Source organism: Chryseobacterium sp. P1-3, from assembly GCF_000738495.1.
GTDB lineage: Bacteria > Bacteroidota > Bacteroidia > Flavobacteriales > Weeksellaceae > Chryseobacterium > Chryseobacterium gallinarum.
The window spans coordinates 693,575-718,134 of the sequence record NZ_JPEQ01000004.1 but is presented as its reverse complement, the minus strand read 5'-3'; the positions used below and the strand labels follow the sequence as shown (position 1 = coordinate 718,134).

Genomic DNA, 24,560 nt, shown 5'->3' with positions numbered 1-24,560 from the left:
CGAATGATTATCAAGAAACTTTCCCTGTACAATTTCAAAAACCATTCGGAGAAAAAATTTGAGTTTTCCCCGCAGATCAACTGCTTTGTAGGTAATAATGGTGTGGGAAAGACCAATATCCTGGACGCACTGCATTATTTGTCCGTGGGAAAAAGCTTTCTGGGAAATACTGACGTTAACAATATTAAAAAAGAAGAAGATTTCTTTACTATTGATGCTGAAATTCAAAATGAGGACAGTGATGATATAATCAGAGTTTCCCAGCCTAAAGAAGCTAAAAAGGTCATCAAAAAGAATGATAAAAGCTATGACAGGCTTGCAGATCACATCGGATACCTGCCAAGTGTTATGATTTCACCTTATGATTCCAACTTAATTTCGGATTCAGGGGAAAGCAGACGCAGGTTTCTGGATTCGATGATTTCCCAGACAGATTCTGAGTATCTTTTTGACCTGATCCAATACCAGAAAGCCATTCAGCAACGGAATGCCCTATTGAAATATTTTGCCAAAAACAGAACCTGGGACAGGGATTCCCTGGAGATTTATGATGATCCGATTAGCCGGTTCGGGACTAAGATTTTTAATAAAAGAAAAGAGTTTGTGGAACAGCTCAACCCTATTGTTCAGAATTTTTACCAGATCATCTCCGGAGGAAAAGAAACGGTTTCAGTGATTTACGAATCTCACTTACTGGAAAATACTTTTGAGAATCTTTTAAAAGAAAGCCTTGAAAGGGACCGCATGCTTACCTACACTTCGAAAGGTATTCATAAGGATGACCTCCTTTTTGAAATGGATCATGTTCTGATCAAAAAAACCGGTTCCCAGGGACAACAGAAATCTTTCCTTATCTCCTTAAAGCTTGCCCAGATGAGCCTTGTCAAAGAGTTAACTAAAAAGACCCCTATTCTCTTACTGGATGATATATTTGATAAGCTTGATGATACCCGTGTTTCCCAATTGATCGAATTGGTGAACAGGGAAAGCTTTGGCCAGATATTCATCACGGATACACACCGGGAACGTACGGAAAGTGTTGTAAAAAAAATCAATGAAGAAAGTATCATTTTTGAAGTGTAGTCTATAAAAATTCAGGATTCTCACCAATATGGAAAAAAGTACAACTTTAACCTTGGATTCTAAACTTTAAATCTTAAATTTCACAATGTAAGGTTACCTTACAAACCAACTAAGAACCACACACCTCCTCCTCCCGATTATGAAGAAGAAAAAAACGTGAATACCAATCCTCCGAACTTGTAAAATCCTTTGCCAGAATATATGGTTTTGAAGATAAGCTTGTGGCTTTTGATATCAAAGATTTTCTAGAAGATTACCTCGATGAAAGCCTGTTCAATGAGATCCGGAGTGTCAACATAGAAAAAGGCTGCATCATCATTAAAATAGATTCTCCATTGCTGAAACATGATTTTCAGATGCGTAAAAGTTTTTATCTGAAAAAATTTCAGGATAAATTCGGTATGGAAAAATTTGAGGATCTGCAGATACTTTAATTTTCGTTATCATGTAAAGGATCAGAAATGTATCTTTGATGCTGTATTTTAAATTTCACGCTGATTTTTCAGATACCTCGGAGTATTCCTCCAGCAGCAAATTCTGGCATCATGAATGTATAATCGTAATATAGTCTAAAATAAAAAGGTTGCTCCATTACTTATGAGGCAACCTTTATTTATTCCTATTTTAATGATCCTGTTCTTCCGATTTATTGGAAATCGTACTGCTCATCAGATCATTAGCCTGTTTATCCAACCCTGAGCGTAATGGGAAGAAAAATTTTAACGGATGTTTTACAAAATAACTGAAGATCTCTTTATAGATTTCACTCACCTGCCCAAAATTCATTTTCCTTGACCTGAAAGCCAGGAACATTGACAAGCTGAAACTTACCAGGAAGTTGAAAAAACCTATTAAAAATACGGTGAAGAAGGAAATCCAGAAGGTATAGGAATCTACTGAAAAATCTTTACCATAAAGGCCTAATGCAAAGTTTCCTGCAGCAAAGGTGATATGCCTGATATCCAGATCCAGTCCAAAAAACAAGCCTATTGGTGCCGTAGCTCCCAGGAAAACCCCAAACCAGAAATTGGAAACAATCCCCGGCCAGTTTTTAGCATAATATTTTGAAAGTCCTTTTGCAAATTTCTTCCCGAAAAAGCTTCTGATCGAAAGGTTTTTAGCAATCCTCTCCGGGATCTGATAAAACACGGAGTTGTTTCCGATATTTCCTGAAATAATTCCTGAAATAAAAAGATAAAAACCAGCAATACTGGCATGCAGAATAGCCTTAGATTTAAAAGGATCCAGATCTTTTAATAATTTATCCGATCTGTCAACAGCCAGGTTCTGTGAGAAAAAGACATCCAGACCATAGATGATGGCCAATGCCACCGGAAAAGCAAGCAAAACATTCCCTACAAAGGCAATAAACTGACTCCTGAAAAGTTTGGACACAAGGTGTGCAAATTCAGTATTGTTTCTTTTGCTGTTTCCTTCCTCGGATAATACTTTGGTCATCGTAGCTGCAGTCATAGCCGGTTGCTTCGTTGCCAGCGTAAATCCCATGAGGTAAATCATGATAAATCCCATCGCATAGTTCATGGAATACAAAAATGCATGTGAAAAGTCACTGCCGGGAATATAGCCATACAGCATTTTCAAAACACAAAGTGCTCCCACGATGATTCCTCCTCCACTCGCCTTGTAAAACATAGTCATATATTCCCTGCGCGTGGATGTGATATAGTGAGCTCCTGTTTCCGCTGTGTGATTGGTAATAAGGTGGGAGATCAGCCTCGTACTATCGTTGATGAGGTCAGCAATATTATTTTTATGAGATTTATAGTTCAGGATATTGAAAATCAACTGTTTTGACTTGATCAGCACATCTTCTTCAGAATCAATCACCAGCAGCTGGACAATCTCATAGATCCTCTTTGTCTGCTGACGGATTTTCAGTAAAGACTGGTTGATCTTTCCCGAAATACCATATTTGGCAGAATTTTTAAAAGCAATGTTTACAAATTCAAGGCATTGTTCTGCATAGATCTTAATTTGCTTGTACCTGCTGTCTTTGGAATGCAGTTGCAGTTCAGGATCATTAACCAGATCTTCTGCCAGTGTTTCCAGCTCATTCTGAAGGGCTAAAAACGGGTTATCAAGGTTTCTGTATTGGGGAGCCATCCTTACAACTTCCACTTCCATCGCCATTCCGGTTACCCGCCAGGAAAGAATATTCATTGAAAAGATAAGTTCTTTCTTTACATTTGGCCTGATAATAAAATCTGAAGCTCCCAGAAGGGTTAAAAACTCATTGATCTCATTTTCGGGAAGGTTGTGTAGGTATTTCAGATCCGTTTTAGGTCTCAGACTTACATTATCGATCATATACCAAACCGTTTTCTCATTCTCTACCGAAGGTAATACCTTATTCAGAATCCTTTTTTTCAATTCCGGGAAAAAGGCGTTTTCTGAAAGGATATTGGCTTCTGTGAGAGACAGGTTGAAAGGCCTTCCTTTAAAAATATTATGGATATAATGTTTAAAGTTATCCGCAAAATTGGGATTGCTTCTGAGAAAATTGAGCACATCTGTAAAGTCCGCCTTTTTTATACTTTCCAGAAATTCTGCAAAGGGTTCTAAAGAAAGGGTTTCGTTCTTAAAAGAAAAATATTTTTTAAGAACTGACTCAAAATTTGTGCTGGAATTAAAGAATTTCATTAGTACAAAGATACTATTTCAAACTCACATTCCTCATCTGTCTCATGATCCAATTGTGTTTCTTCCTCAGATAAGGGGATGGATTTTTAGGATCGTATTTCTTCGGATTGGGCAATACAGCGGCAATCCAGGCTGCATCCGAAGCACTTAAATCTTTAGATGATTTTCCAAAATAATACCGGGCAGCAGCTTCTACTCCAAATACTCCCTGTCCCATCTCGATAGAGTTCAGATATCTTTCAAGAATAATATCCTTACTCCATACTTTCTCAATAATGAAAGTATAAATAGCTTCCAATCCTTTTCTGATCCAGCTTCTGCCTTGCCAAAGAAAAACATTTTTGGCCGTCTGTTGGGAAATGGTACTTCCTCCTCTTATTTTTTTCCCTTTTTCATTATACTTCATTGCCTTTTCAATAGCTGTATAATCGAAGCCGTTATGGTTAAAAAACTTTTGATCTTCAGAAGCGATCACTGCTTTTTTCACATTGTTCCCCATATCATCATAAGAGATATAATCTCTGTGAAGTTTCCCATATTCAAAAAGCCCTCCTATCTGGGTAATGGTAATCGGCGGATTAAAAAACCTGCCCCAGATAATAAATACAACATTCATTACAAGAATGATGAAGATAAGCTGTTTAATTTTTTTCCACATAACTTCTATAAAAAGAAAGGCAAAAATAAGCAATCGCCCGGGTTACTGCAACTCTTTCATATAAGTCAGCTGATAACCGGGCAATAGTTCGGGATGAAAAATTTTAATATAATCTTTGAGGATCAAATCGGCTCTTACCACTCCGCTTTCAAAGAAGTCATTGGCTCTTTGTTTTTCTTTCCCTGATAATGTATAGATTTTCCCTTTATTGAAGACTTCTAGTTTTCCATATAAGGAATTTACTTTCTGCATTTCTTTTTTAGAGGTATAGTTTCCTGCATTTACCCAGTACTGTACGCCGTTAGTTTTTGCAAACACTTCTTCAAACCCCATGGTTAGTGCTTTTTCATCCTTATTATCTTTCAGTATATATGAAGCATTGGCATCAGCAATATAGTGGGCAACAGAGGTATTTCCACCAGGAAGATACCATACATCACCATACATTTCATTGGCTAAAACCAAAGGTTTTTCTTTAGAAGTAAGGGCCAGTTTTTTTAATTCATTATAATTTTCAGCTATTTCCTCATATTTGGCTTCCGCTTCTTTTTCTTTTCCTAACAACTCTCCAAAAAGCTTTATATAGGCTGTTTTCTCTAATGGCTTCTGTTCCATATACTCATCCAGGAATATAACCTGAATTCCGTTATTTTTCAGTAATTCGTAGGTATTCTCAAAACTGGCAATATGATTGGTGAAAATAGCGTCAGGTTTCAATGCGATAATTTTCTCGACATCATATTTCTGATCACTTCCTACATTTTGGATTTTCCCTTCTTTAATAAGGTTTTGAATTTTTTCTGAATAAATATACTCCGGACTAGAGACTCCGATAATCAGATTTTCGGCTCCAAGCTCTGAAATATACCCTGCCATACTTGCGTTCAGAAGAATGATTTTCTTAAAAGGAGTCTGATTTTTATTAAAATTATAGGTGAAATTTCCTGATTTCAGCTCCAATGTTCCATCATGCTCCTTAAATTGGGTACGGCTTGAAATATGAGTCCAGTCTGAGGACGAAATTTTTGATTCTCTTTTACAGGTAATTAGCGAAAAAACCGTAAATAAAAGTAAAATTTTCTTTTTCATCTTTCAAAGAACGGAAAAAAGTGCTATATTTGCAAACCTTTAAACAATAAGGAAACAACGGCCTCGTGGCGCAACTGAATAGCGCATCTGATTACGGCTCAGAAGGTTACAGGTTTGAATCCTGTCGAGGTCACTTAAGGAGACAACTATTAAATAGTTGTCTCTCTTCTTTTTTGTGCATAAAAATCTATATATCAAACTTTTACAATCTGATATGTTATGGTTTGAATTTTTACGTATAAAAACCTGAGTCTGTCTGAAATTGTCAGTCTAAAAGTGCTATAACAGTGATTTCAGCAGCATTGAAGCGTGGTTTGAAATCCCATTAAGGTTCTAGTATTTTTTTCTCTTTTGGCTTATCATAATTTTTTGATACTAATATAATTTTAGCTTCCTTCTCATTTACCTAAATTCCATTCTTAGCTAGAAGAATAATTGCTTGCTCAACTGAAACGTTTTTTATCAATGAAATTCATTTTTCTTATTAGATTCTCGGTTAATTTTTTTTTAATAATATTTTTGAAAATGCTTGATTCAAGTCCAAAGAGAGATCTCCTGTTTTATAATCAATATCTTTCATACAATATGTTTCTTGATGGTAGTAGCTTCATTCTATCAAGTCTGATCGTCCCGCTCCTCTTAATAACAAAACTCTTCCAAATCATTATACTTGAGCCTTTCAACAAAGTAATCTGGACTTTCTAACAAACCCTAAAGGACAGCATCGATGTAATTTTGTGTCAATAATAACGATGCAATTGAGCGAAGTTTTAAAAGACAATAAAATGAAAATAATTAACCAACATTATGTCGATGGTCAATTTCGGCCTTCGACAGGTAGTGAGAAAATGGATATCATTAATCCTTCGGATGAAAGCCTCATCGGCCATGTCTTATTGGGTAATGAGCAAGATATGGAGGCTGCAATAGTTGCTGCATCAGCAGCTTTACCTTCTTTTTCACAGACAAGCAGAGTACAGCGCATGGATTACCTACAGCAATTACATGATGCGCTAATGGAGCGGCTCGACGATCTGCAGGAAGTAACCACTACAGAGTATGGTGCAACGATACAACGGTCTCGCTGGTCAAACCAGTATGCCGCAGAGACCTTCCTCTACTTCAAGGAAATCCTTAAGGATTTTTCTTTCGAACGCCGCATAGGCCAATCAGTAGTTTCTATGGTGCCAGTTGGTGTAACTGGAATCATGACGGCCTGGAATGCCAATTCAGGTTCCATATGTGTGAAGCTGGCTGCTGCGATAGCAGCTGGCTGTACCGTAGTGATCAAACCCAGTGAAATGAGTGCGATGCAGTCGCAGGTTTTGGCAGAGTGCTTCGACCGAGCTGGACTTCCAGCTGGCGTAATCAATATGGTGCATGGACGCGGAGACATTTTGGGCACGGTATTGTCTACCCACCCTGCTGTGGCCAAAATTCTGTTCACAGGTTCTACAGTGGTTGGCAAGATCATTGCGCGTAATGCAGTGGACACCATGAAACGCGTCACGCTGGAACTCAGTGGAAAATCACCGAATATTATTCTCGATGATGCGGATTTCGATACTGCAATACCGATGGCGATAAATGCGGCCTTTATGAATAGTGGTCAGGCTTGTATTGCTGGTACACGACTGCTGGTGCCGGAAGCTAAACTGCAAGAGGTTAAAGATATCTTGCTTAAAACGATGGCTACACAAAAAGTTGGTAATCCAAGAGATGGGCAGACGGTCATTGGGCCAATGGCCAGTCAGAAACAGTTTGACCGGATACAACATTATATCAGGCTGGGTATCAACGAGGGCGCGGAACTTTTAGTTGGCGGTCTGGGCAAGCCGGAAGGACTAGAGAACGGATTTTACGTCAAACCCACTATATTTACAGGTGTAAGTAATGAAATGACAATTGCGCAGGAAGAAATTTTCGGGCCTGTATTATCTGTTATTACCTACAAAACTGAAGAAGAAGCCATTGCCATTGCCAACGATACCATATATGGACTGCATGCTTATGTAAGCAGTTCAGACATGGAGCGGGCGCAACGAGTGGCTGCACAGATCAATGCAGGAAGGGTTTCGATCAATACGATCTATCACGATGCATTGGCTCCATTCGGCGGATTTAAACAATCTGGCTTGGGCCGAGAAGGTGGCCTATATGGCCTCGAGGAACAATTAGAACCAAAAGTAATTATAAGCTAATCGTTATGGAATGCAAAAATGATATTTCCAAAAAAGCAAAAGATGCCGCTACAGGCCCCAGAATAGTACTAAATACGTATTCCGGGAACACGATTGAAGGCGAAGCTTTTGTAGCAGATCATATCTTCAGTTATATTCTCCAGGGTAAGCAGGATGTCTGGCTTGCTGATCAAAAACACTCTTATCGGGAAGGTGACTTCCGCTTTTTTCGACGCAATCAGCTGACCAAATACGTAAAAAGTACCACCGATGGAAGTTTCAGATCTATAGCAGTGCATATCGATCAGTGCACCTTAAAGGAAATGAGCGAGCAGTACGGACTGAAAACCGACAGCATAATTGATCCCCATGCTGCACTGCTGATCCACTCGGGGGCATTGCTGAAAGGTTTTGTAGATTCCTTGGTTCCCTATTTGCAGCAGCAAATGGATGACCGCATTGTGGCGCTTAAGGCTAGAGAACTTGTTTTACTGCTTATTCAGCATAATCCGGCATTTAAAAATGTGTTGTTTGATTTTAATGAACCGGGTAAGATCGACCTCGAAGCTTTTATGAACAGCCATTACCGCTACAATGTACCAATGGAACGTTTTGCTTTTCTTACGGGTCGCAGCCTTTCCGGTTTTAAACGTGATTTTGAAAAGCAGTTTAATACCAGCCCGGGCAGATGGTTGTTGCGGAAGCGTCTGGATACAGCCCGCTTCCTGATCGAACAGCAAAAAGAGAAGCCATCCGATGTATACTTGGATCTGGGTTTCGAGGATCTCTCCCACTTTTCCTTTGCCTACAAAAAAGAATTTGGTTATGCGCCAAATAAAAAACATTCATAACATAAAAATCAATTAAAATGGACATACAATTAAAGGGTAAACGTGCCCTGGTAACCGGATCTAGTTCCGGATTGGGCGAAGCTATTGCCAAAATGCTCGCAAGTGAGGGCGCCATGGTAATCATACATGGGCGTAACCTTAAACGGGCCAATGATGTAGCTGCAGAGATTAACGCTTCCGGTGGATCTGCCACAGTAGCGATCGGAGACCTTGCGACAGATGAAGGCGCCGATGCTGTAGCTGTAGCGGCACTCTCCTCCGGACCGGTGGATATACTGGTTAATAATGCCGGAGTTACTTCCCACAAATCATGGGGCGAAGCAAGTTCGGAAGACTGGTTAGCGCTGTACAATACTAATGTGGTTTCATATGTACGGATGATACAACGCATCGTTCCACAGATGAAGGAGCTTGGTTGGGGCAGGTTAATACATATCGGTGGTGGACTGGCTATACAGCCCATAAAGGAACAGCCACATTATAATGCTACCCTTGCTGCGCGGCATAATATGTCTGTATCGCTCGCTAGGCAGCTTAAAGAGACGGGTATTACCTCTAATATCGTATCTCCCGGAGCTATCATCAATCCAATGGTAGAGCAATGGCTCGAGCAGGCAGCACCTAAATTTGGCTGGGGAACGGATATGGAAGAGATTAAGTACAAAGCAGTTCAGGAGCTTATCCCCAATGATACCGGTAGGTTTGGTGCACCTGAAGAAATTGCGGGTGCCGTTGTCTACCTCTGTAGTCGTTTTGCTGACTATATCAGCGGTTCTGTACTACGGGTCGACGGAGGGACAATCCGTTGTTTATAAAATCAGACCAACAAAGTGAAACAGCGGTTTATTTACCGCTGTTTTTCTGTTTTTGAAACTTTTTGTTTTCATATTTACTATAACTGCATCTGCTCTGTAGACCAATCTAAGATCTTCCTCACCTTTTCATCGAAGATGTGCTGCAAACACCACAGTTACCACCTGTTCGAATATTTGTCTAATTTATACGCAATTTACAGATATATTATTCAAAACGATCAGCTATAGCATCATCTTGTTCGCGGATTAAAATAACCAACTCGACAGCTAATATGTCCGCTTCAACCGATTGTTTCTTTCTATAGCCTTTGGCCTGGTCTACATTTGTCTCAACAAAAAGGAAATCAGAACAAAAATTTAAAACAAGAAACAATGAAAACAAAACTTACAACACTTCTTTTAGCAGCTGCATTCTCTCTAAGTATACCTACAATTGCCAGTGCTCAAATCAACAAAACAACCAATACTGTTTCAAAAACAGACACCAGCATTCGTCCTTTTAAGATCAACATTCCACAGTCAAAGCTTGATGAGCTTAAAAGACGTATCGCAGAAACTCGCTTTCCCGATAAAGAAACTGTGAATGATGAATCTCAGGGCATTCAATTAGCACAGTTGAAAGAACTGGTAGCCTATTGGGGGAAAGGATATGACTGGAGAAAACTTGAAAAAAAATTAAATGCTCTTCCGCAATACATAACAAAAATTGACGGTTTGGATATCCAGTTCATTCATGTCCGCTCAAAAGAATCCAATGCACTTCCGGTAATCCTTACCCACGGTTGGCCAGGATCACCGCTAGAATTCATAGATGCCATTGGCCCGCTGACTGACCCTGTAAAATATGGTGGAAAAGCGGAAGATGCATTCGATGTGATTATCCCCGCAATCCCAGGATATGGCTTTTCAGAAATTCCCAAAGAAACAGGTTGGAATCCAGACCGCGTTGCCAAAGCTTGGGATGTATTGGTAAAACGCCTTGGCTACACAAAATATGTATCGGAAGGTGGTGATCATGGTTCAGTGATCTCCGATGCGCTGGCGCGACAGGCTCCAGCCGGGCTTCTTGGAATACACCTTACGATGCCCGCAACAATTCCCGCTGAATTGGTAAAACCGATTAACGCTGGTGACCCTACTCCTATCGGACTTTCAGAAGACGAAGCTAAAGCATATAATTCTCTAAGTACATTCTTTGGAAGAAATGCAGCTTATGGTGGAATGATGGTTACAAGACCACAGACAACAGGTTATCTTCTGTCTGATTCTCCAAGTGCACTTGCGGCATTCTTGTACGAAAAAAATTGCAGAATGGACAGAAAGTGACCTACAACCAGAAAAAGTAATCCCTAGAGATGCAATACTAGATGATATTACCTTGTATTGGTTGACGAATACCGGTGCTTCCTCGTCACGGTTCTATTGGGAAAACAATAACAATAATTTCAGTTCAGATCATCAAAAAACAAAGACTATAAAAGTTCCTGTGGCTATTTCCGTATTCCCACATGAAATCTACCAGGCACCTGAAAGCTGGTCAAAAGCCGCTTATCCCACCCTATATTATTATCATAAAGCGAAAAAAGGAGGACACTTTGCGGCATGGGAGCAACCTCAGATTTTTACTGAAGAACTTAGAGCTGCATTCAAATCCCTTAGGTAATAATATAGTTTAATCCTTTATAAAATTCCAACAATGAAAAAGATCATAATAACAGCCACATTTTTAGCGATGTTTGTATTAGGAACTGTACCTACCTACGCACAAATTGCCTCTAATAATACCGTTCAGCCAGATCAGAGCATTCGTCCATTTCACATCCGAATACCGGATGCAAAGATCACGGATCTGAAAGCACGACTACGGAATACAAAGTGGCCGGATAAGGAACTTGTCAATAACGAAACACAAGGAGTCGAACTTACTACCATGAAGTCACTTGCGGACTATTGGTTGACAAAATATGACTGGCGAAAAATAGAATCAAAACTAAATTCTTACCCGCAGTTCACTACAAATATTGACGGAGTGGATATTCATTTTATTCATGTCCGCTCAAAGAATAAAAATGCACTTCCAATAATTATTACCCATGGCTGGCCAGGATCGGTTATCGAGCAATTAAAGATTATTGAACCGCTTACCAATCCGGAGAAATTCGGAGGAAAAAAAGAAGATGCTTTCGATGTTGTAATTCCGTCCATTCCCGGGCATGGTTTTTCGGGAAAACCCACAGAACTTGGCTGGAACCCTGTACGGGTGGCCAAAGCATGGATCACACTAATGGGCAGACTGGGTTATAACAAGTATGTTGCTCAAGGTGGTGACTGGGGAAATGCAATCTCCGAAAATATGGCACTTATTGCTCCCAAATCATTACTTGGAATTCATACCAATATGGCAGCCACAGTACCAAGTGAGATATCGCAGGCCTTGGCAAAAGGTGTTATACCTACGGATTTAAGTCCAGATGAAAAGAATGCGTTCACACAACTGGACTTTTTCTATAAAAAAGGTTTGGGCTACGCCAATGAAATGAGTCTACGCCCTCAAACCCTTTATGCAATTGATGATTCACCGATCGGACTAGCAGCCTGGATGCTTGACCATGACGACCGGAGCCAAAAATTGATTACACGTGTATTTGCAGGTCAGCAGGAAGGACTGTCCAAGGATGACATTCTTGACAATATATCCTTGTATTGGTTTACAAATACCGGAATATCTTCAGCGCGTCTGTACTGGGAGGCATCCCAAGGGTCCACAGCTGGATTTTTTGATCCAAGGGGATTAAAGATTCCGGTAGCGGTAAGTGCTTTCCCCGATGAAATCTATGCTGTTCCAAAAACCTGGGCCCAACGCGCCTATCCGAACCTGATCTACTTCAATAAATTGGAAAAGGGCGGACATTTCGCTGCTTGGGAGCAACCGGAACTCTTTACAAAAGAAATGAGAAATGCCTTCAAAGCTTTAAGATCAGATCTATAATTAGGGTTTTGAAAAAGTGGACTTTTTTATCGCATTCCCCAAGATCTTCGATGCCCATAAGTGCCGGCTTCAATGGGAAAAAAGTCCATTCTAACCACATTCTACTGTTATGAACCTGTTATTTACGATCTATTTGCATAACAAAACAACAGTTTTTAACAAAAAAATAAGAAAAATGAACAAGCTAGCAATTTTAATGATCACAGTCCTAATGATGTTCTGCGGTTATTCCAAAGGCCAGACTTCCAATGGTCAGGTTACATGGGAATGTATTCTCAAAAGAAAATCCCCTGACGAAGGGGAAATTTCAATGAAAGCAAAAATACCCCAAGGGTGGCATATGTATGCGCTGGGCAATAGTCCCCAAAGCCCCATTAAAATGAACTTTAAATTCCAGCATGGTAAATCTTATGAACTGGTAGGGAAAGTGACCCAACCTACACCACTCCGAAAGTTCGAAAAAGTATTGGGTATTCCTGTAACCTATTTTGAGAACGATGTTGAGTTTAGTCAAAGAATCAAAATAAAAGGAAAGAATGGCACCATCAGGGGGACAATTCAGTTTATGCAATGCAGCGATGAAATCTGCATCCCGCCTCAAGATTTCGGTTTTGCCCTCAAAATCTTCAGTTTATAATTATCGTATCAAAATCCTTAATTCATCTTTTTATCAATAAAATAAAAATCAATAGCATGAAATCGATAAAAGAAATATTATACGTCTTAAGTCTTCCTTTGATCATCACATTGATTATGGCTTTCAAAGGATTTGCAGATGACCAGAAATTAGAAAACATCAAAGCAAAAAATTCGGGTAAAAGCTTCGCCGTCGTCGAACTGTTTACTTCCGAAGGTTGCTGGAGCTGCCCTGCGGCAGACGAACTGATCGCTAAGCTCGAAAAGGATAACGAAAACAAGAAACTTTTTATTCTGGCCTACCATGTAGATTATTGGGATCATCAGGGATGGAAAGACCGTTTTAGCAAAGCCAGGTTCACAGAAAGACAGAAACAATATACAACGTGGATGAACCTAGAGACCTTATACACGCCCCAGATGATAATCAATGGCAAGACAGAAACAGTTGGCTCCGAATCCACCAAAGTATTACGCAGCATTCAATCGGCAATGCTGGAGACCCATGCGGAAAACCTGATTGTAAAAATAGAAAAATCCGAAGGTAAATCTATTCAGATCAGCTACACCTCGAAATCAGCATCGAAAAACTCAACAATTCTCATGGCACTAGTTCAAAAGAAAGCCTCCTCGCAGGTGTCAGCAGGTGAAAACGCGGGAAAAGCGCTATCACATGTACAAATTGTACGGGACTTGCAAAGCCGAACACTTCAAGCCAATGGCAGCTTCTCATTCAAACTTCCGGATACCAAAGAAGATTGGGAAATTATCGCTTTTGAACAGAACCAAAACTCTGGAGAAATCATTGATGCAACCAGCGTAAGCTTATAAGGAAACCCTGTCCTGCTCAAAACCAAAAATTCTTTATTCAACTTTCAATATGTCCGGTTCAACGTCTTTGATCTTTTCGGCGGGCATTGTTTACTATAATTTTATCGAAACAAAAGAGAAAATATCATGAAACACGTAAAACAAATAAGAATATTACCCATTGTATTCCTCTGTATCTTAGCAGCTTTTATAGCCTTACAGTTTTTCAATGCGCCGATCGAACAAAGACCGGTAACCGGACCTATAAAAAATGTACCGAAAGAGGTCACTCGGATTTTAGAACGTTCCTGCTATGACTGTCATTCAAATGCTCAGCATCTCACTTTCTTAGATAAGCTCGCTCCGATTTCATGGATCGTCAACAAAGATATCAGGAGAGCCCGGGAAGTAATGAATTTTTCGGAATGGGACAAATTATCCGCAGCTGAGCAAAAGGGGAAATTCTACGCAATATTCAATATGGTTCGTGCCCAAAAAATGCCTCTTCCCTCCTATGCCATGACACACACGGGAGCTAAACTCTCACAAAATGAGATTGAGACCATTAAGCAGTTTGCTTTGTCTCTTTCAGAAAAAGACAGTTTTATTCCTGTACATACGAGCCCTGCGGAAGCTGGTCGTAAAGTGGAGACTTTGACCACTGCCATACAAGCTGCAGTTCCAGTTTCTCCTAATGGGATCAGCTACAATGCCGAATTCAAAAATTGGAAAGTGATTGGCATGAGTACACTCATTGACAATAGCATACGGGTAATCTACGGAAATGACATCGCTGTACAAGCGATTCAGGAAGAAAATTTTCATCCTTGGCCAGATGGAAGCGCAGTAGCAAAGGCAGTTTTCAAGCAGACAAAAAAAAGCGAACGGTGAAATTGTACCAGGTGACTTCGTGAACATGCAATACATGGTCAAAGACGGGAAAGAATATACGGAAACTGAAGGCTGGGGATTTGCAAAATTCAATGGACAGAAATTGAAACCAACAGGAAAAACAGCATTGTTCGCGCAACAGTCCTGTATCAGTTGCCACAGGCAGCTAGCGGAATCGACAGGCTTTCTTTTCAATGTACCGCCAAAAGTAAATTCCAGAAAATTAATTGAACACTATTTAAAAACCGCTCAAAATGAAAAAAGTCTTATCCATACTTCTATTAACTAGTTTAATTTTTGGCTCATGTGCCAAAAATCCCGAAAAAGAAACTGGAAAAATCCGCTTTATGTTTGATCCGGGAAGCTTGAAGTTTATTTCATCTTCCTTTAATCCAAACTTACAGACCATGTCTGCGCTTTACGGCAATCAAAAGGGAATTTCAGCACTGGAAACAAAAAAAGGAATCATAGGAGTAGATCTTAAGCTCGTGACTTATAAAATGCAGGATGACCCAAATTATTTTGGAAGTAAGGTCAATGGTGAGTTGTTAAGTGTCGAGACCGTTAAAACCGATCAAATGGGAAATCTCAAATATGGAATCGAATTCGGAAAGGTTTCTTCTAATGAATCCAGCAAGCAACGTATGAGTTCCATCCTTGAATACCAGCCCATAAAATTACCTCAATAATTCTCCGACCTTAAAATTTTAAATCAACTTAAATATTGAAATAATGAAAATCCAACTAAATACAATGATAAAGATGCTCACATTTTCCATCATCATGATAATGGGTACTGGAATCTCCAGGTTAAATGCACAAACGTCGGTTAATGAGAAAAAGAGCGAAACAGAAGATACGATCAATTTTCAGCAGACTAAAACTATACAAGCGGGGCTTCTAAACGTAGGATATGCTGAAATCGGACCAAGTAAAGGTAAGCCGGTTATCCTTCTTCATGGATGGCCATACGACATCCACAGCTTTGAACAGTCCTCCGCTATCCTTGCCAAAAAGGGATACCGTGTACTGGTACCTTATCTTCGGGGGTATGGAACCACGACGTTCCTTTCTGACAAAACCATGCGAAACGGGCAACAGTCTGCGGTCGCACTTGATATCATCAAATTTATGGATGCACTGAAAATTGAAAAGGCGATTATCGGTGGGTTCGACTGGGGGGCCAGAACCGCAGATATTATCGCTGCATTGTGGCCTGAACGTTGTTCGGCATTGGTCGCTGTAAGTGGATATCTTATTGGTAGCCCCAAAGCGAACGAAAACCCGCTTCCACCAAATGCCGAATTTTTATGGTGGTATCAATATTATTTCGCCACTGAACGGGGCTATAAAGGCTACAAAGCAAATACACAGGAATTCAATAAACTGATCTGGAAAACAGCTTCACCAAAATGGAACTTTGATGACCAGACCTATAAACGTTCGTCAAAATCATTCGATAACCCTGATCATACGGATATAGTCATCCATAATTACCGTTGGCGATTGGGATTGGCCAAAGGCGAAAAACAATACGACGAACTTGAAGAAAAGCTTGCCAAAGCTCCGGATATTATTGTTCCTACGGTAACCCTTGAAGGTGATGCAAATGGGGCAGCCTTTCCGCCGCCAGCAAGTTATGCATCAAAATATAAAGGTAAGTATAAGCATCATACTTTAAACGGTGGTATTGGCCATAACCTGCCACAGGAAGCACCAGAGGCTTTCGCCGACGCGATTATCGAAGCTGACCTGATGGCACAGTAAACAACGATTATTCATCATAACATTATAAAATAATTTTAATAACACGCTTAAAACGCAAAAAATAATTGATCATGCAACATTCAACTTACACAAAAATTTATCTTGGCGGACGCATCTTTATGTCATTATGGTTCGCCGCAAGTGGTTTCTTTGAACTCACAAGGAATCCGGTGGTCTGGAATATTACTCTACAACTTGGATATCCTCCACATTTCATTTATATACTAGGTATATTTAAAATTGTAGGCAGTATCATTTTCCTTATTCCACATCGTTTCAATAGAATAAAGGAATGGATCTTCGCAGGGATGTTTTTTGACATCACTTTTCGCTTTCTTCTCAAAGATTGTTCTGCTTGGCTTACCTTCTACAATCGATGCGATAATCGCATTTATAGTCCTGGCCACTACATACTACGCGTTTAACAAACTCCACTTTATTGATTACACTGAAAATTTCTCTCAAGATTAAAAAATCATTTTTTATGCGTTTTGATTTAAATAACCCATAAAAAGCATAACTTCAAACAGAAAATAACCTTCATTAAAATGTTTAAACCCAAAAAGCAAATACCTTTTGAAATTTCAGGTCGCCTGATATGGATTAGTTCAATTTCATTGGGAATATTAACCTCAATCCCTAAAATTGTAGACCATCACTTTGTTGTGGCCGAAGGTATAGCCGATTTCGCTGTAACATCCGGTTTTGCATTATTGATCTGGTATTATAATATCTATTCGATACCTGCTTATACAAAGAAAACAGGCAGTAAAAAAGTACTATCAGGTCAGCTGTTCAGGGGATTGGGAGTGGGTTTAATACTGATGTTTTTCCTTTCTTCCATTCAATACTACATTTTATCTCACCTAAATTTCGGCCCCCAAATATTGATGTACGAGGTAAGAGGTATATTGATCAACCTAACATTTTATATGTTTATCCATATATTATACCAGACTTATCTTAACCAACAATACGTAAGGGAACTAGAACGTTCGATGGCTGCAAATCTTGAAGCACAATATGAGCTTTTAAAACAACAGGTAAATCCCCATTTTCTTTTTAATAGTCTCAACACCCTAAAATATATGGTAGAGAGCCATGATGAGCAATCTTCGGAATTTATCATAAAACTTGCTGACTTCTACAGATTTACTCTTGGAAGTCTAAAGCTTAAAGTGCTAACATTAAAAGAAGAACTGGCCATTATGGAATCGTACGTATATCTATTGAAAGCCCGTTTTGAAGAAGGCCTTTTTGTGACACAAAATCTTGGAAGTGATAGCCATGACACTTACATTCCGCCTTTTACCCTGCAGCTATTAGTAGAAAACTGCATCAAACATAATATTGTTTCGTTGGAGAAACCGCTTTACATTGCGATCTATCAGGAAGAAGACTATTTGGTCATTGAGAATAATCTGCAGGAAAGGAAAATTCCAGAACCTTCCACCGGACTAGGGCTCAAAAATATCAATCAACGGTACCTCCATCTTAGCCAGAAAAATATTATCATCACGGCAACTGACGAAAAATTCACCATAAAACTTCCTATATTATATGAACATCCTAATAATTGAAGACGAAATTAAAGCTGCTCGTTCACTTGAAAATCTGATATTGCATTTGCAGCCAGGTTCCCGGATTCTGGCAAAGATCCAAAGTGTCGAGGGCGCTATAGACTATTTGTCCAATAACCCATCGCCAGAGCTGATCTTTATGGATATCCAGCTTTCCGATGGTATTAGCTTTGACATCTTTAAAGCCGTCAAAATCGTATGTCCAGTAATTTTTTGCACAGCCTTCGGTGAATACGCCATGGAAGCAATTAAAGAAAACGGGATTGATTATCTGCTCAAACCATTTTCGGAAGATGATTTAAAAAAATGCTTTTGAGAAAGTGCATAATTTTAGAAATATTTTCCAGAAAGCCTCTGCCAATGATCTTGTAGATATAATCAGTCGGATCAATGATCAAGAAAGTAAGAAAACGAGTTTCCTGGTTTTTAAAAACAACAAATACCTTACAGTCAAAACGGATGATATCGCTTATATTTATATCAATTATACCTCCCCTTCCCTTGTAACCTTTAAAGGCGAACAATATGATATGAACCAATCTTTGGATCATTTGGGAAGCATCCTTTCCGATAAACAGTTTTTTAGGCTCAACAGACAGTACCTCATCAATTTTTCTGCCGTAAAGGAAGTTGAGCATTATTTTGGAAGAAAGCTTTTTGTAAAACTAACCGTTCCAACAGAAGAAAAACTTTTGATCGGCAAAGATAAAACCGCCATGTTCCTGAATTGGTTAGAAGACCGCTAAACCAGGTACGTAAATGGGATAAGAAACGGCATATTTTATACAGCAATGAACGGATACAGCTTCCCATTTACGTGCTTTTTATCTGCTATAAAGTTCCGATATAATTAATCTTGATAAGCAAAACGACTTTGGCATCAGGAAAATTAAAGTTTTGACCAAATCGATAAAAGATGACAAAGGCTCCTTATTGGAGATATCCAACGATAAAGTTTTTCATCAAAAGGTATCCTATTAAAAAATACAATTCTCAAACCTAACAGGCGATGATGTCCTGTTAGGTTTTGATTATTTATTCATCGCCAGAAATTGCCTGCGCAGTACACACGATCTTTATCAATTCACTTTTCAGCAGCCTGTTAACCTAAAACTTGCTGCTTAACGTCATCAAAATATCCGCCAAGAATTTATTGATACTACACAATTGATCCAATCCGGTGTTAAAAATATAGTTTATCAAGGCATAAAGATAGCTAAATATTTTTGCAATAAGATATATGGTATTGCTGCGAATCCTCATTGTCCATTTCATTATTTTATTTGTCCACTTTAACCATTATTATGTCCATCTAGGGTACTTTACACTATTTTGACAGGAAATTTTATAGTCTCTTTGTACTATTAATTAAGTTAAAACACATCAAAAAAACAAAAAAATAAATGTCAAACAATAAAATAAATAAGAAAATGAGTAACATCGAAAAAGTACTCTACACAGCAAAAACCCATACGGTTGGAGGTAGAGAAGGGAAAGCTAAAAGTAGTGACGAAAAATTGGATATAATACTCTCCGCTCCTGGATCCAATGGAAAAGGAACTAATCCTGAACAACTTTTTGCCGCAGGTTGGTCGGCCTGCTATATTGGAGCTCTTGGTTTAGCAGCAAAAAAACTTGGTGCAATACTACCAAAAGATGCATTCGTCGATGCTGAAGTCGACTTGGGAATGACAGGTGATGCATTTCTTCTGCAAGCCAGATTATCTGTCGGTCTTCCAGGAATTGACAAAGAAATCGCCGAACAGCTTATTGAACTTGCACACCAAACCTGTCCTTATTCCAAAGCAATAAAAGGAAACATCAATATTTCAACAACTCTAATCTAAACAGTCATGCTTAAAAAAATCCACTTTGCAACTTTACTTTTAGTAACTATATTTTTGGGCTTAGGTAATGCACAAGCTCAGAAAAAGAACACCAATACCAAAATTAAAAACATCGTCCTTGTACATGGTGCTTTTGTTGATGGATCAGGATGGAGAGGCGTTTATGATATCCTTTCAAAAAATGGCTACAATGTAGCAATTGCCCAGATTCCATTGACTTCACTAAAAGATGATAATGCAACTGTACGTAGAATATTGGATAAACTTGATGGACCGGCTGTACTTGTAGGCCATTCATGGGGCGGTACAGTAATTACGGAATCAAGTTCACATGCCAATGTTGCTTCTCTAGTTTACGTAACTGCATTTCAACCTGATAAAGGAGAAACAACAGATAAATGGTATTCGTCCCAACCGGGGCTTCCGGAAGCTGGTATTTTACCTCCGGATAATGAAGGATTTGCTTATTACGATATAGAAAAATTCCATGCAGGATTCGCCGCTGATCTTAGCCATGAACAAGCAACTTTTATGGCACATGCCCAAAAACCGATCCTTGCCTCATCATTTACCACAGCAGTAACAGCTGCAGACTGGCATACAAAACCGACATTCGCAATTGTTCCAACGGCGGATAAGAGCATCAATCCTATTATATTAAGAAATATGTACAAAAGGTCAGGTACGAAGATCACCGAGATTGAGGGAGCGAGCCATGCCGTGTTCATTTCCCGCCCGCAGGAAGTCGCTAACGTGATTATATCAGCCTCCAAATAAGCTGTGTTTTATCCCTGATCCAATAGTTTAATTTTATCCATTTTGAAATAAGTTTAGGTAAATTATTTCAGTAAGAATGCCCGGTAGTTTTATCGGGCATTTTTGCATTAATGTTTTATCTATAGCCAGCATATAATAATCACAAGCAATTTACCTCAGCAATGACCGTCAATAGAAAACCATTCATAAACTTCTCATCGATCATTTCCACTAGGCATTAAAATGTCTTCTATAAATTTGAAAATCTTCACGATATTATAAATAGATCAGCTCAAGGAAGTCTAAATGGTAAGGTCATTACAAAATGATGTTTGCTTTTAATTCGAAAAGATACTTTTCCTTTTTTCCCATTCAACCTTAAACAGTTCTCTACTTAAAAAATTATATTCCCGGGTATTATTTAAATAAAAATGGGCAGATCAACTTTAGTGTTGATCTGCCCCGGAATTAAAGCTTTTTGATATTTAGTATGTTATTGAGCTAAAAAATGCGAGTGCTTTTGTTATAAATGCTTCATGATTCTGATAAAAAGCCGCATGTCCAGAATCTGAGAACTCAACTAATATAGCGTTCCCTAAATTTTGTTTCATACTATATGCATTTTGTACAGAAATTGGAAGATCCTTATCGCCATGAACGATTAGAACAGGTTTTTTAATGGTTTTAATTTCCTCAAGTGCATTTGCATCAGGTTGCGCCCATGCTAGTACTGCAGTAAATTGAGCGGTTGAAGTAGCATCACTTAGTGCGGGATCTCGATCAACAGCACGTAGATATACACGGGCAAACGACGCTTTTCCTGCCGCAATGCTTGTTTGCGAATCAGTAAATCCGAATTTTAAGTAGGATTCTTCTGCGCTAAGTCCAGCAGTTCCTGCAACAATATTTGGAAGATTGGCAAGACCGATTGCTCCTTTAGGTCCACTATCGGCCAAAATAATCTTATTAACTATCGCTGGCTCTGTTAACACAATTCTTTGGGCAACAAATCCTCCCATTGAGAATCCCATGATATTTACTCTTCCAAGGTTCATTGCTTTGATAAAATCAATAGCGTCATTAGCCATTGCTTGGACAGAATTAGGAGTTGTCCCTTTGGATGAAGCTACTCCCTTGTTATCAAAAATGATTATTTTATATTGTTTTGCGAGTCCATTGGTCACCGCGGGATCCCAGTCGTCCATAGAACCACCAGTTCCTGGCAATAACACTAAAGGTATTCCTCCTTCCTTACCCCAGCTGCGATAAGCAAACTCTACTCCTTTCACGCTGATAAAGTTAGTTTTTGCATTGTTATGATTTACTGGCGACGACGACTGTTCTGTCGGAAATTCGTTGTCATCACTACATGAAATTGTTACAGCGGAAAATAGGGATGCACATAATGCACCTGCGATTGTAAATTTTCTAATTGTTTTCATTATTATCTTTTTAAGAATGATTATAAAGCAAACTTAGATCAATCACACAAGTTAAATAAGGACAAAATAGTTAAACAGGACATACTAGCACCTGGATTGGACATTCCAGATGTTAAAGAAAATATTGAACCCCCTAACACAAGGTTTATAAGCAGAATCATGGCAGTTAATTTAAACTAACTGTAAATGTAGCATCATGCTAATTTTCATAAGTTATTAACTGGTTATCTTTTGTATGAAAAATGAGGACGGGCGCAAATACTTCAACATCCGATTCGTAACGGTTAAGGCCGATACAAGTTGCGATAGCTTTCTCTCCATTTTTAAAAAAATATCATTGTATTACAGAAGGTAAATATAACCAATGAAAGGAATACTAAGCCCAATCCCAAAATTAAATAATATTGCCACTATGACACTTCTTGCTGATACAAATAAAACCATTACGTATATCGCTGATAATTTAGGATTTGCAGACAGTCAGAGCCTTTATCATTTTTTTTAAACGTAGTACCGGCTGTACTCAGACTCAATATCGTAATCAGTTGTTGGGAAAACTCTAAAACAACTCAACAGGATTCAAACCAAAACAAAACTTTATAAAATATTAATTACCAACTAAATACACTTAAAATACATTCTAGATCTTTAAAAAATTGGTTCGATGTTCCAACCAGCAAGTTCACTTAAGGAGACAACTATTAAATAGTTGTCTCTCTTTTTTTTTGTGCATAAAAATCTCTATATCAAACTTTTAGGGATCAAGCGCAAAATCTGGGCGACTAGGCAAAAAGCTTAGCCAACCTAAATAGAAAAACGACTTATCTTTTACATCTAAGCTGAATTCTGAAGTTTTTGATTTGGCATTAAAAGATTCCCCGAAACATTGGTACTTCAGCGTGAATAAGTCATTTGGAAATCTCATTAATGCCCGGATAAGATTCGAAGGCTCCGGTTCTTTTATGACAAAATACTTTTACCGTCGTCACGACTTTTGTTGATATATCCGCAAGGAGCGATTCACATTAACCGCCCCCCTTTTTTACTCTTCACATTCCGTGGAAGATGTTAAAGCCCTTCTATCATTTACACTGCATTTATATTGCATTTGCGCCCTTTAAATATACCATTGATAACAGCAATATATTATAAAATTTCATGAACGGAATATCAATATTTTGTGATCCATTTATTAAAATCAGATTCTGAAGATATACCAAGTTTTTTTCTTTAAACGGTACTTTTTTTGATTCTACAGTTCTTATCGAAAGATGTGCATACTCTGCAATCTCTTTATTGGAAAAATTTAATTTTATATAAGCACAGAAAAGAATATCATTTGCAGTAAGAGCGGGATTTTCTTTTGTCAAATTATTGTAAAAGTCTGAATAAGCTTCCCTGAATTTATGAATAAAAGACGGGTCTGATTTTATAGCAAGCTGAACGACTTCTTCATAAAGATTTTCAAGTTTTCTTCGGAGAATGTCAGTTTCAAGTTTTTTTTTCGCTTAACATTTTATCTTGCTTTTTTATATCTTACTTTATGAACATTATTAATGACTAAAATGATGACTGTACTCACTAATATAATACCGGCAAAACCATAATAGAAATTCTGGCTGCTTGCTGCAAAAATCTCTTCCTGACTTGTCAATATATCTTCTACAGATGTATTTAAAGCCACCCTTTCATTTTCTCTCAAACTGTCGTTTAACCGAGAATATTTCATTAGATATTCGTTTTCTTTTTGCATATTATTGAGATGCTTATACGCTGTTGCCAAAAGCTTATACGTTTCTAAAGTTCTTTTTCTGAACCCTGACCTCTGAGTAATAGCCAATGATTCAAGCAAATACTGCAAAGATTTACTATATTCTTTTTTTTCTATATTCAGCTTTCCATAAGCTCTTAGTACATTAGCTTTTCCTTCTACAGGAATATTTTTTATCAATAATAATTGGTTAGCCTTATTGATATAATATTCCGCAGAATCAATATTCCCGTTTTTGAAATGCCTATTTGCAATGGTTATGTAAAGCATCGGCATTGGTGACTTCATACATTTTTTTTCATTACTGTAAACCGAATCTACCAACCCTAAAAACCCAAAACAAGAACGTTTCCAATCATAAACAGAGTATTGCACGCTCTGCTTTTCTTTTTCATTTGAAATTCTTTTGGCAGCTTCCAAAGCTTTATTAAACCTTTGCAATGCTCTTTTATGAAGCCCGAGTGAAAAGTAGTTTATTCCATATACATGATTCATATGAGCTTCAAGTTCTGCGTCATCATATTTCGAGAGCTTTTTTCGCGCGAAATCCAGAAATTGTAGGCTTTCCTTGTTTCTATTGATACCGCTGAGTGCATGGGCAATATTGATATACCCTTTTATTTCACCTGGCACATAACCCAGTTTTTTACATTTGATGATCAGTTTTTTTTTCTGCTAAAATGATATTGTTAAAATCCCCTTCGTACCGCCATTTATTATGTATCTCCTTCCGT

General features: G+C 38.4%; 24 protein-coding genes, 1 tRNA gene and 1 pseudogene. 21 read left to right on the top strand and 5 right to left on the bottom strand.

Features of this window, described 5'->3' with window-relative positions; all coding sequences use genetic code 11:
- The first annotated feature begins 3 nt into the window (after window positions 1-3).
- Together recF and HX13_RS06050 are read left to right on the top strand one after the other, a co-directional pair.
- Window positions 4-1,083, top strand: coding sequence for a DNA replication/repair protein RecF (recF, locus tag HX13_RS06055; protein WP_050020330.1), 1,080 nt, complete (start codon window positions 4-6; stop codon window positions 1,081-1,083).
- 197 nt (window positions 1,084-1,280) lie between these two features.
- Window positions 1,281-1,517 (top strand): hypothetical protein, encoded by a 237-nt coding sequence (locus tag HX13_RS06050; protein ID WP_050020329.1) that lies wholly within the window; start codon window positions 1,281-1,283, stop codon window positions 1,515-1,517.
- A gap of 190 nt (window positions 1,518-1,707) precedes the next feature.
- Here the strand turns inward: HX13_RS06050 and HX13_RS06045 are convergent, their stop codons facing one another.
- From HX13_RS06045 to HX13_RS06035, 3 genes are read right to left on the bottom strand one after another with little or no spacing between them, the layout of a single operon-like run.
- Entirely contained in the window at window positions 1,708-3,744 is a 2,037-nt protein-coding gene (locus HX13_RS06045) for a recombinase (protein ID WP_050020328.1), read from the bottom strand.
- A 13-nt stretch (window positions 3,745-3,757) separates the two neighbouring features.
- Complete coding sequence (mtgA, locus tag HX13_RS06040; protein WP_050020327.1) at window positions 3,758-4,402, bottom strand: monofunctional biosynthetic peptidoglycan transglycosylase; 645 nt, start codon at window positions 4,400-4,402, stop codon at window positions 3,758-3,760.
- A gap of 42 nt (window positions 4,403-4,444) precedes the next feature.
- Entirely contained in the window at window positions 4,445-5,491 is a 1,047-nt protein-coding gene (locus HX13_RS06035) for an ABC transporter substrate-binding protein (RefSeq protein WP_050020326.1), read from the bottom strand.
- 59 nt (window positions 5,492-5,550) lie between these two features.
- On the opposite strand from HX13_RS06035, the gene HX13_RS06030 reads away from it, so the two are divergent.
- The 18 genes and pseudogenes from HX13_RS06030 (at window position 5,551) to HX13_RS05955 (ending at window position 20,634) form a co-directional block, all read left to right on the top strand.
- Window positions 5,551-5,624: transfer RNA gene (locus HX13_RS06030), tRNA-Arg, on the top strand.
- Between the two features lie 625 nt (window positions 5,625-6,249).
- Window positions 6,250-7,692 carry an aldehyde dehydrogenase family protein gene (locus HX13_RS06025; RefSeq protein WP_238555073.1) on the top strand — a complete coding sequence of 481 codons (1,443 nt, stop codon included), beginning with the start codon at window positions 6,250-6,252 and terminating at the stop codon, window positions 7,690-7,692.
- 5 nt (window positions 7,693-7,697) lie between these two features.
- Window positions 7,698-8,522, top strand: coding sequence for a helix-turn-helix domain-containing protein (locus tag HX13_RS06020; RefSeq protein WP_050020325.1), 825 nt, complete (start codon window positions 7,698-7,700; stop codon window positions 8,520-8,522).
- Between the two features lie 17 nt (window positions 8,523-8,539).
- Window positions 8,540-9,337, top strand: coding sequence for an SDR family NAD(P)-dependent oxidoreductase (locus tag HX13_RS06015; protein WP_050020324.1), 798 nt, complete (start codon window positions 8,540-8,542; stop codon window positions 9,335-9,337).
- 372 nt (window positions 9,338-9,709) lie between these two features.
- Window positions 9,710-10,663, top strand: a complete 954-nt coding sequence (locus HX13_RS06010; RefSeq protein WP_238555072.1) for an epoxide hydrolase family protein — start codon at window positions 9,710-9,712, stop codon at window positions 10,661-10,663.
- 61 nt (window positions 10,664-10,724) lie between these two features.
- On the top strand, window positions 10,725-11,000 hold the full coding sequence (locus HX13_RS23555) for a hypothetical protein (RefSeq protein WP_238555071.1): 276 nt from the start codon (window positions 10,725-10,727) through the stop codon (window positions 10,998-11,000).
- 33 nt (window positions 11,001-11,033) lie between these two features.
- Window positions 11,034-12,326 carry an epoxide hydrolase family protein gene (locus HX13_RS06005; protein ID WP_050020322.1) on the top strand — a complete coding sequence of 431 codons (1,293 nt, stop codon included), beginning with the start codon at window positions 11,034-11,036 and terminating at the stop codon, window positions 12,324-12,326.
- A gap of 175 nt (window positions 12,327-12,501) precedes the next feature.
- Window positions 12,502-12,963 carry a protein-disulfide reductase DsbD domain-containing protein gene (locus tag HX13_RS06000; RefSeq protein ID WP_157837415.1) on the top strand — a complete coding sequence of 154 codons (462 nt, stop codon included), beginning with the start codon at window positions 12,502-12,504 and terminating at the stop codon, window positions 12,961-12,963.
- 56 nt (window positions 12,964-13,019) lie between these two features.
- Window positions 13,020-13,793, top strand: coding sequence for a DUF1223 domain-containing protein (locus tag HX13_RS05995; protein WP_128572212.1), 774 nt, complete (start codon window positions 13,020-13,022; stop codon window positions 13,791-13,793).
- A gap of 126 nt (window positions 13,794-13,919) precedes the next feature.
- Window positions 13,920-14,952, top strand: a pseudogene (locus HX13_RS05990) (heme-binding domain-containing protein).
- Window positions 14,918-15,352, top strand: a complete 435-nt coding sequence (locus tag HX13_RS05985; protein WP_050020319.1) for a hypothetical protein — start codon at window positions 14,918-14,920, stop codon at window positions 15,350-15,352. Before HX13_RS05990 ends, HX13_RS05985 begins: the two are co-directional and overlap by 35 nt.
- Before the next feature lie 43 nt (window positions 15,353-15,395).
- Window positions 15,396-16,430 carry an alpha/beta fold hydrolase gene (locus HX13_RS05980; RefSeq protein WP_050020318.1) on the top strand — a complete coding sequence of 345 codons (1,035 nt, stop codon included), beginning with the start codon at window positions 15,396-15,398 and terminating at the stop codon, window positions 16,428-16,430.
- Window positions 16,431-16,501: 71 nt separating this feature from the next.
- On the top strand, window positions 16,502-16,855 hold the full coding sequence (locus HX13_RS21910; protein WP_316931244.1) for a DoxX family protein: 354 nt from the start codon (window positions 16,502-16,504) through the stop codon (window positions 16,853-16,855).
- 123 nt (window positions 16,856-16,978) lie between these two features.
- Window positions 16,979-18,010: a sensor histidine kinase gene (locus HX13_RS05970; protein ID WP_050020316.1), complete on the top strand. Its 1,032-nt coding sequence runs from the start codon at window positions 16,979-16,981 to the stop codon at window positions 18,008-18,010.
- Entirely contained in the window at window positions 17,991-18,326 is a 336-nt protein-coding gene (locus tag HX13_RS23545; RefSeq protein ID WP_238555068.1) for a LytR/AlgR family response regulator transcription factor, read from the top strand. The genes HX13_RS05970 and HX13_RS23545 overlap by 20 nt, the downstream gene beginning before the upstream one ends.
- A 4-nt stretch (window positions 18,327-18,330) precedes the next feature.
- Window positions 18,331-18,756, top strand: coding sequence for a LytR/AlgR family response regulator transcription factor (locus HX13_RS23540; protein WP_238555067.1), 426 nt, complete (start codon window positions 18,331-18,333; stop codon window positions 18,754-18,756).
- A gap of 657 nt (window positions 18,757-19,413) precedes the next feature.
- Window positions 19,414-19,857, top strand: a complete 444-nt coding sequence (locus HX13_RS05960) for an organic hydroperoxide resistance protein (RefSeq protein WP_284347466.1) — start codon at window positions 19,414-19,416, stop codon at window positions 19,855-19,857.
- A 54-nt stretch (window positions 19,858-19,911) separates the two neighbouring features.
- The gene (locus HX13_RS05955) at window positions 19,912-20,634 is read left to right on the top strand and encodes an alpha/beta hydrolase (RefSeq protein WP_238555066.1); all 723 of its coding nucleotides are present in this window, start codon (window positions 19,912-19,914) and stop codon (window positions 20,632-20,634) included.
- 464 nt (window positions 20,635-21,098) lie between these two features.
- On the opposite strand, the gene HX13_RS05950 is transcribed toward HX13_RS05955, so the two are convergent.
- On the bottom strand, window positions 21,099-22,055 hold the full coding sequence (locus HX13_RS05950; protein WP_050020314.1) for an alpha/beta fold hydrolase: 957 nt from the start codon (window positions 22,053-22,055) through the stop codon (window positions 21,099-21,101).
- A gap of 364 nt (window positions 22,056-22,419) precedes the next feature.
- Between HX13_RS05950 and HX13_RS23535 the strand changes: the two genes are divergently transcribed.
- Complete coding sequence (locus tag HX13_RS23535) at window positions 22,420-22,560, top strand: hypothetical protein (RefSeq protein ID WP_157837414.1); 141 nt, start codon at window positions 22,420-22,422, stop codon at window positions 22,558-22,560.
- 1,011 nt (window positions 22,561-23,571) lie between these two features.
- Here HX13_RS23535 and HX13_RS05940 read toward each other — a convergent pair.
- The gene (locus HX13_RS05940; RefSeq protein ID WP_050020311.1) at window positions 23,572-24,459 is read right to left on the bottom strand and encodes a tetratricopeptide repeat protein; all 888 of its coding nucleotides are present in this window, start codon (window positions 24,457-24,459) and stop codon (window positions 23,572-23,574) included.
- Window positions 24,460-24,560: the final 101 nt, after the last annotated feature.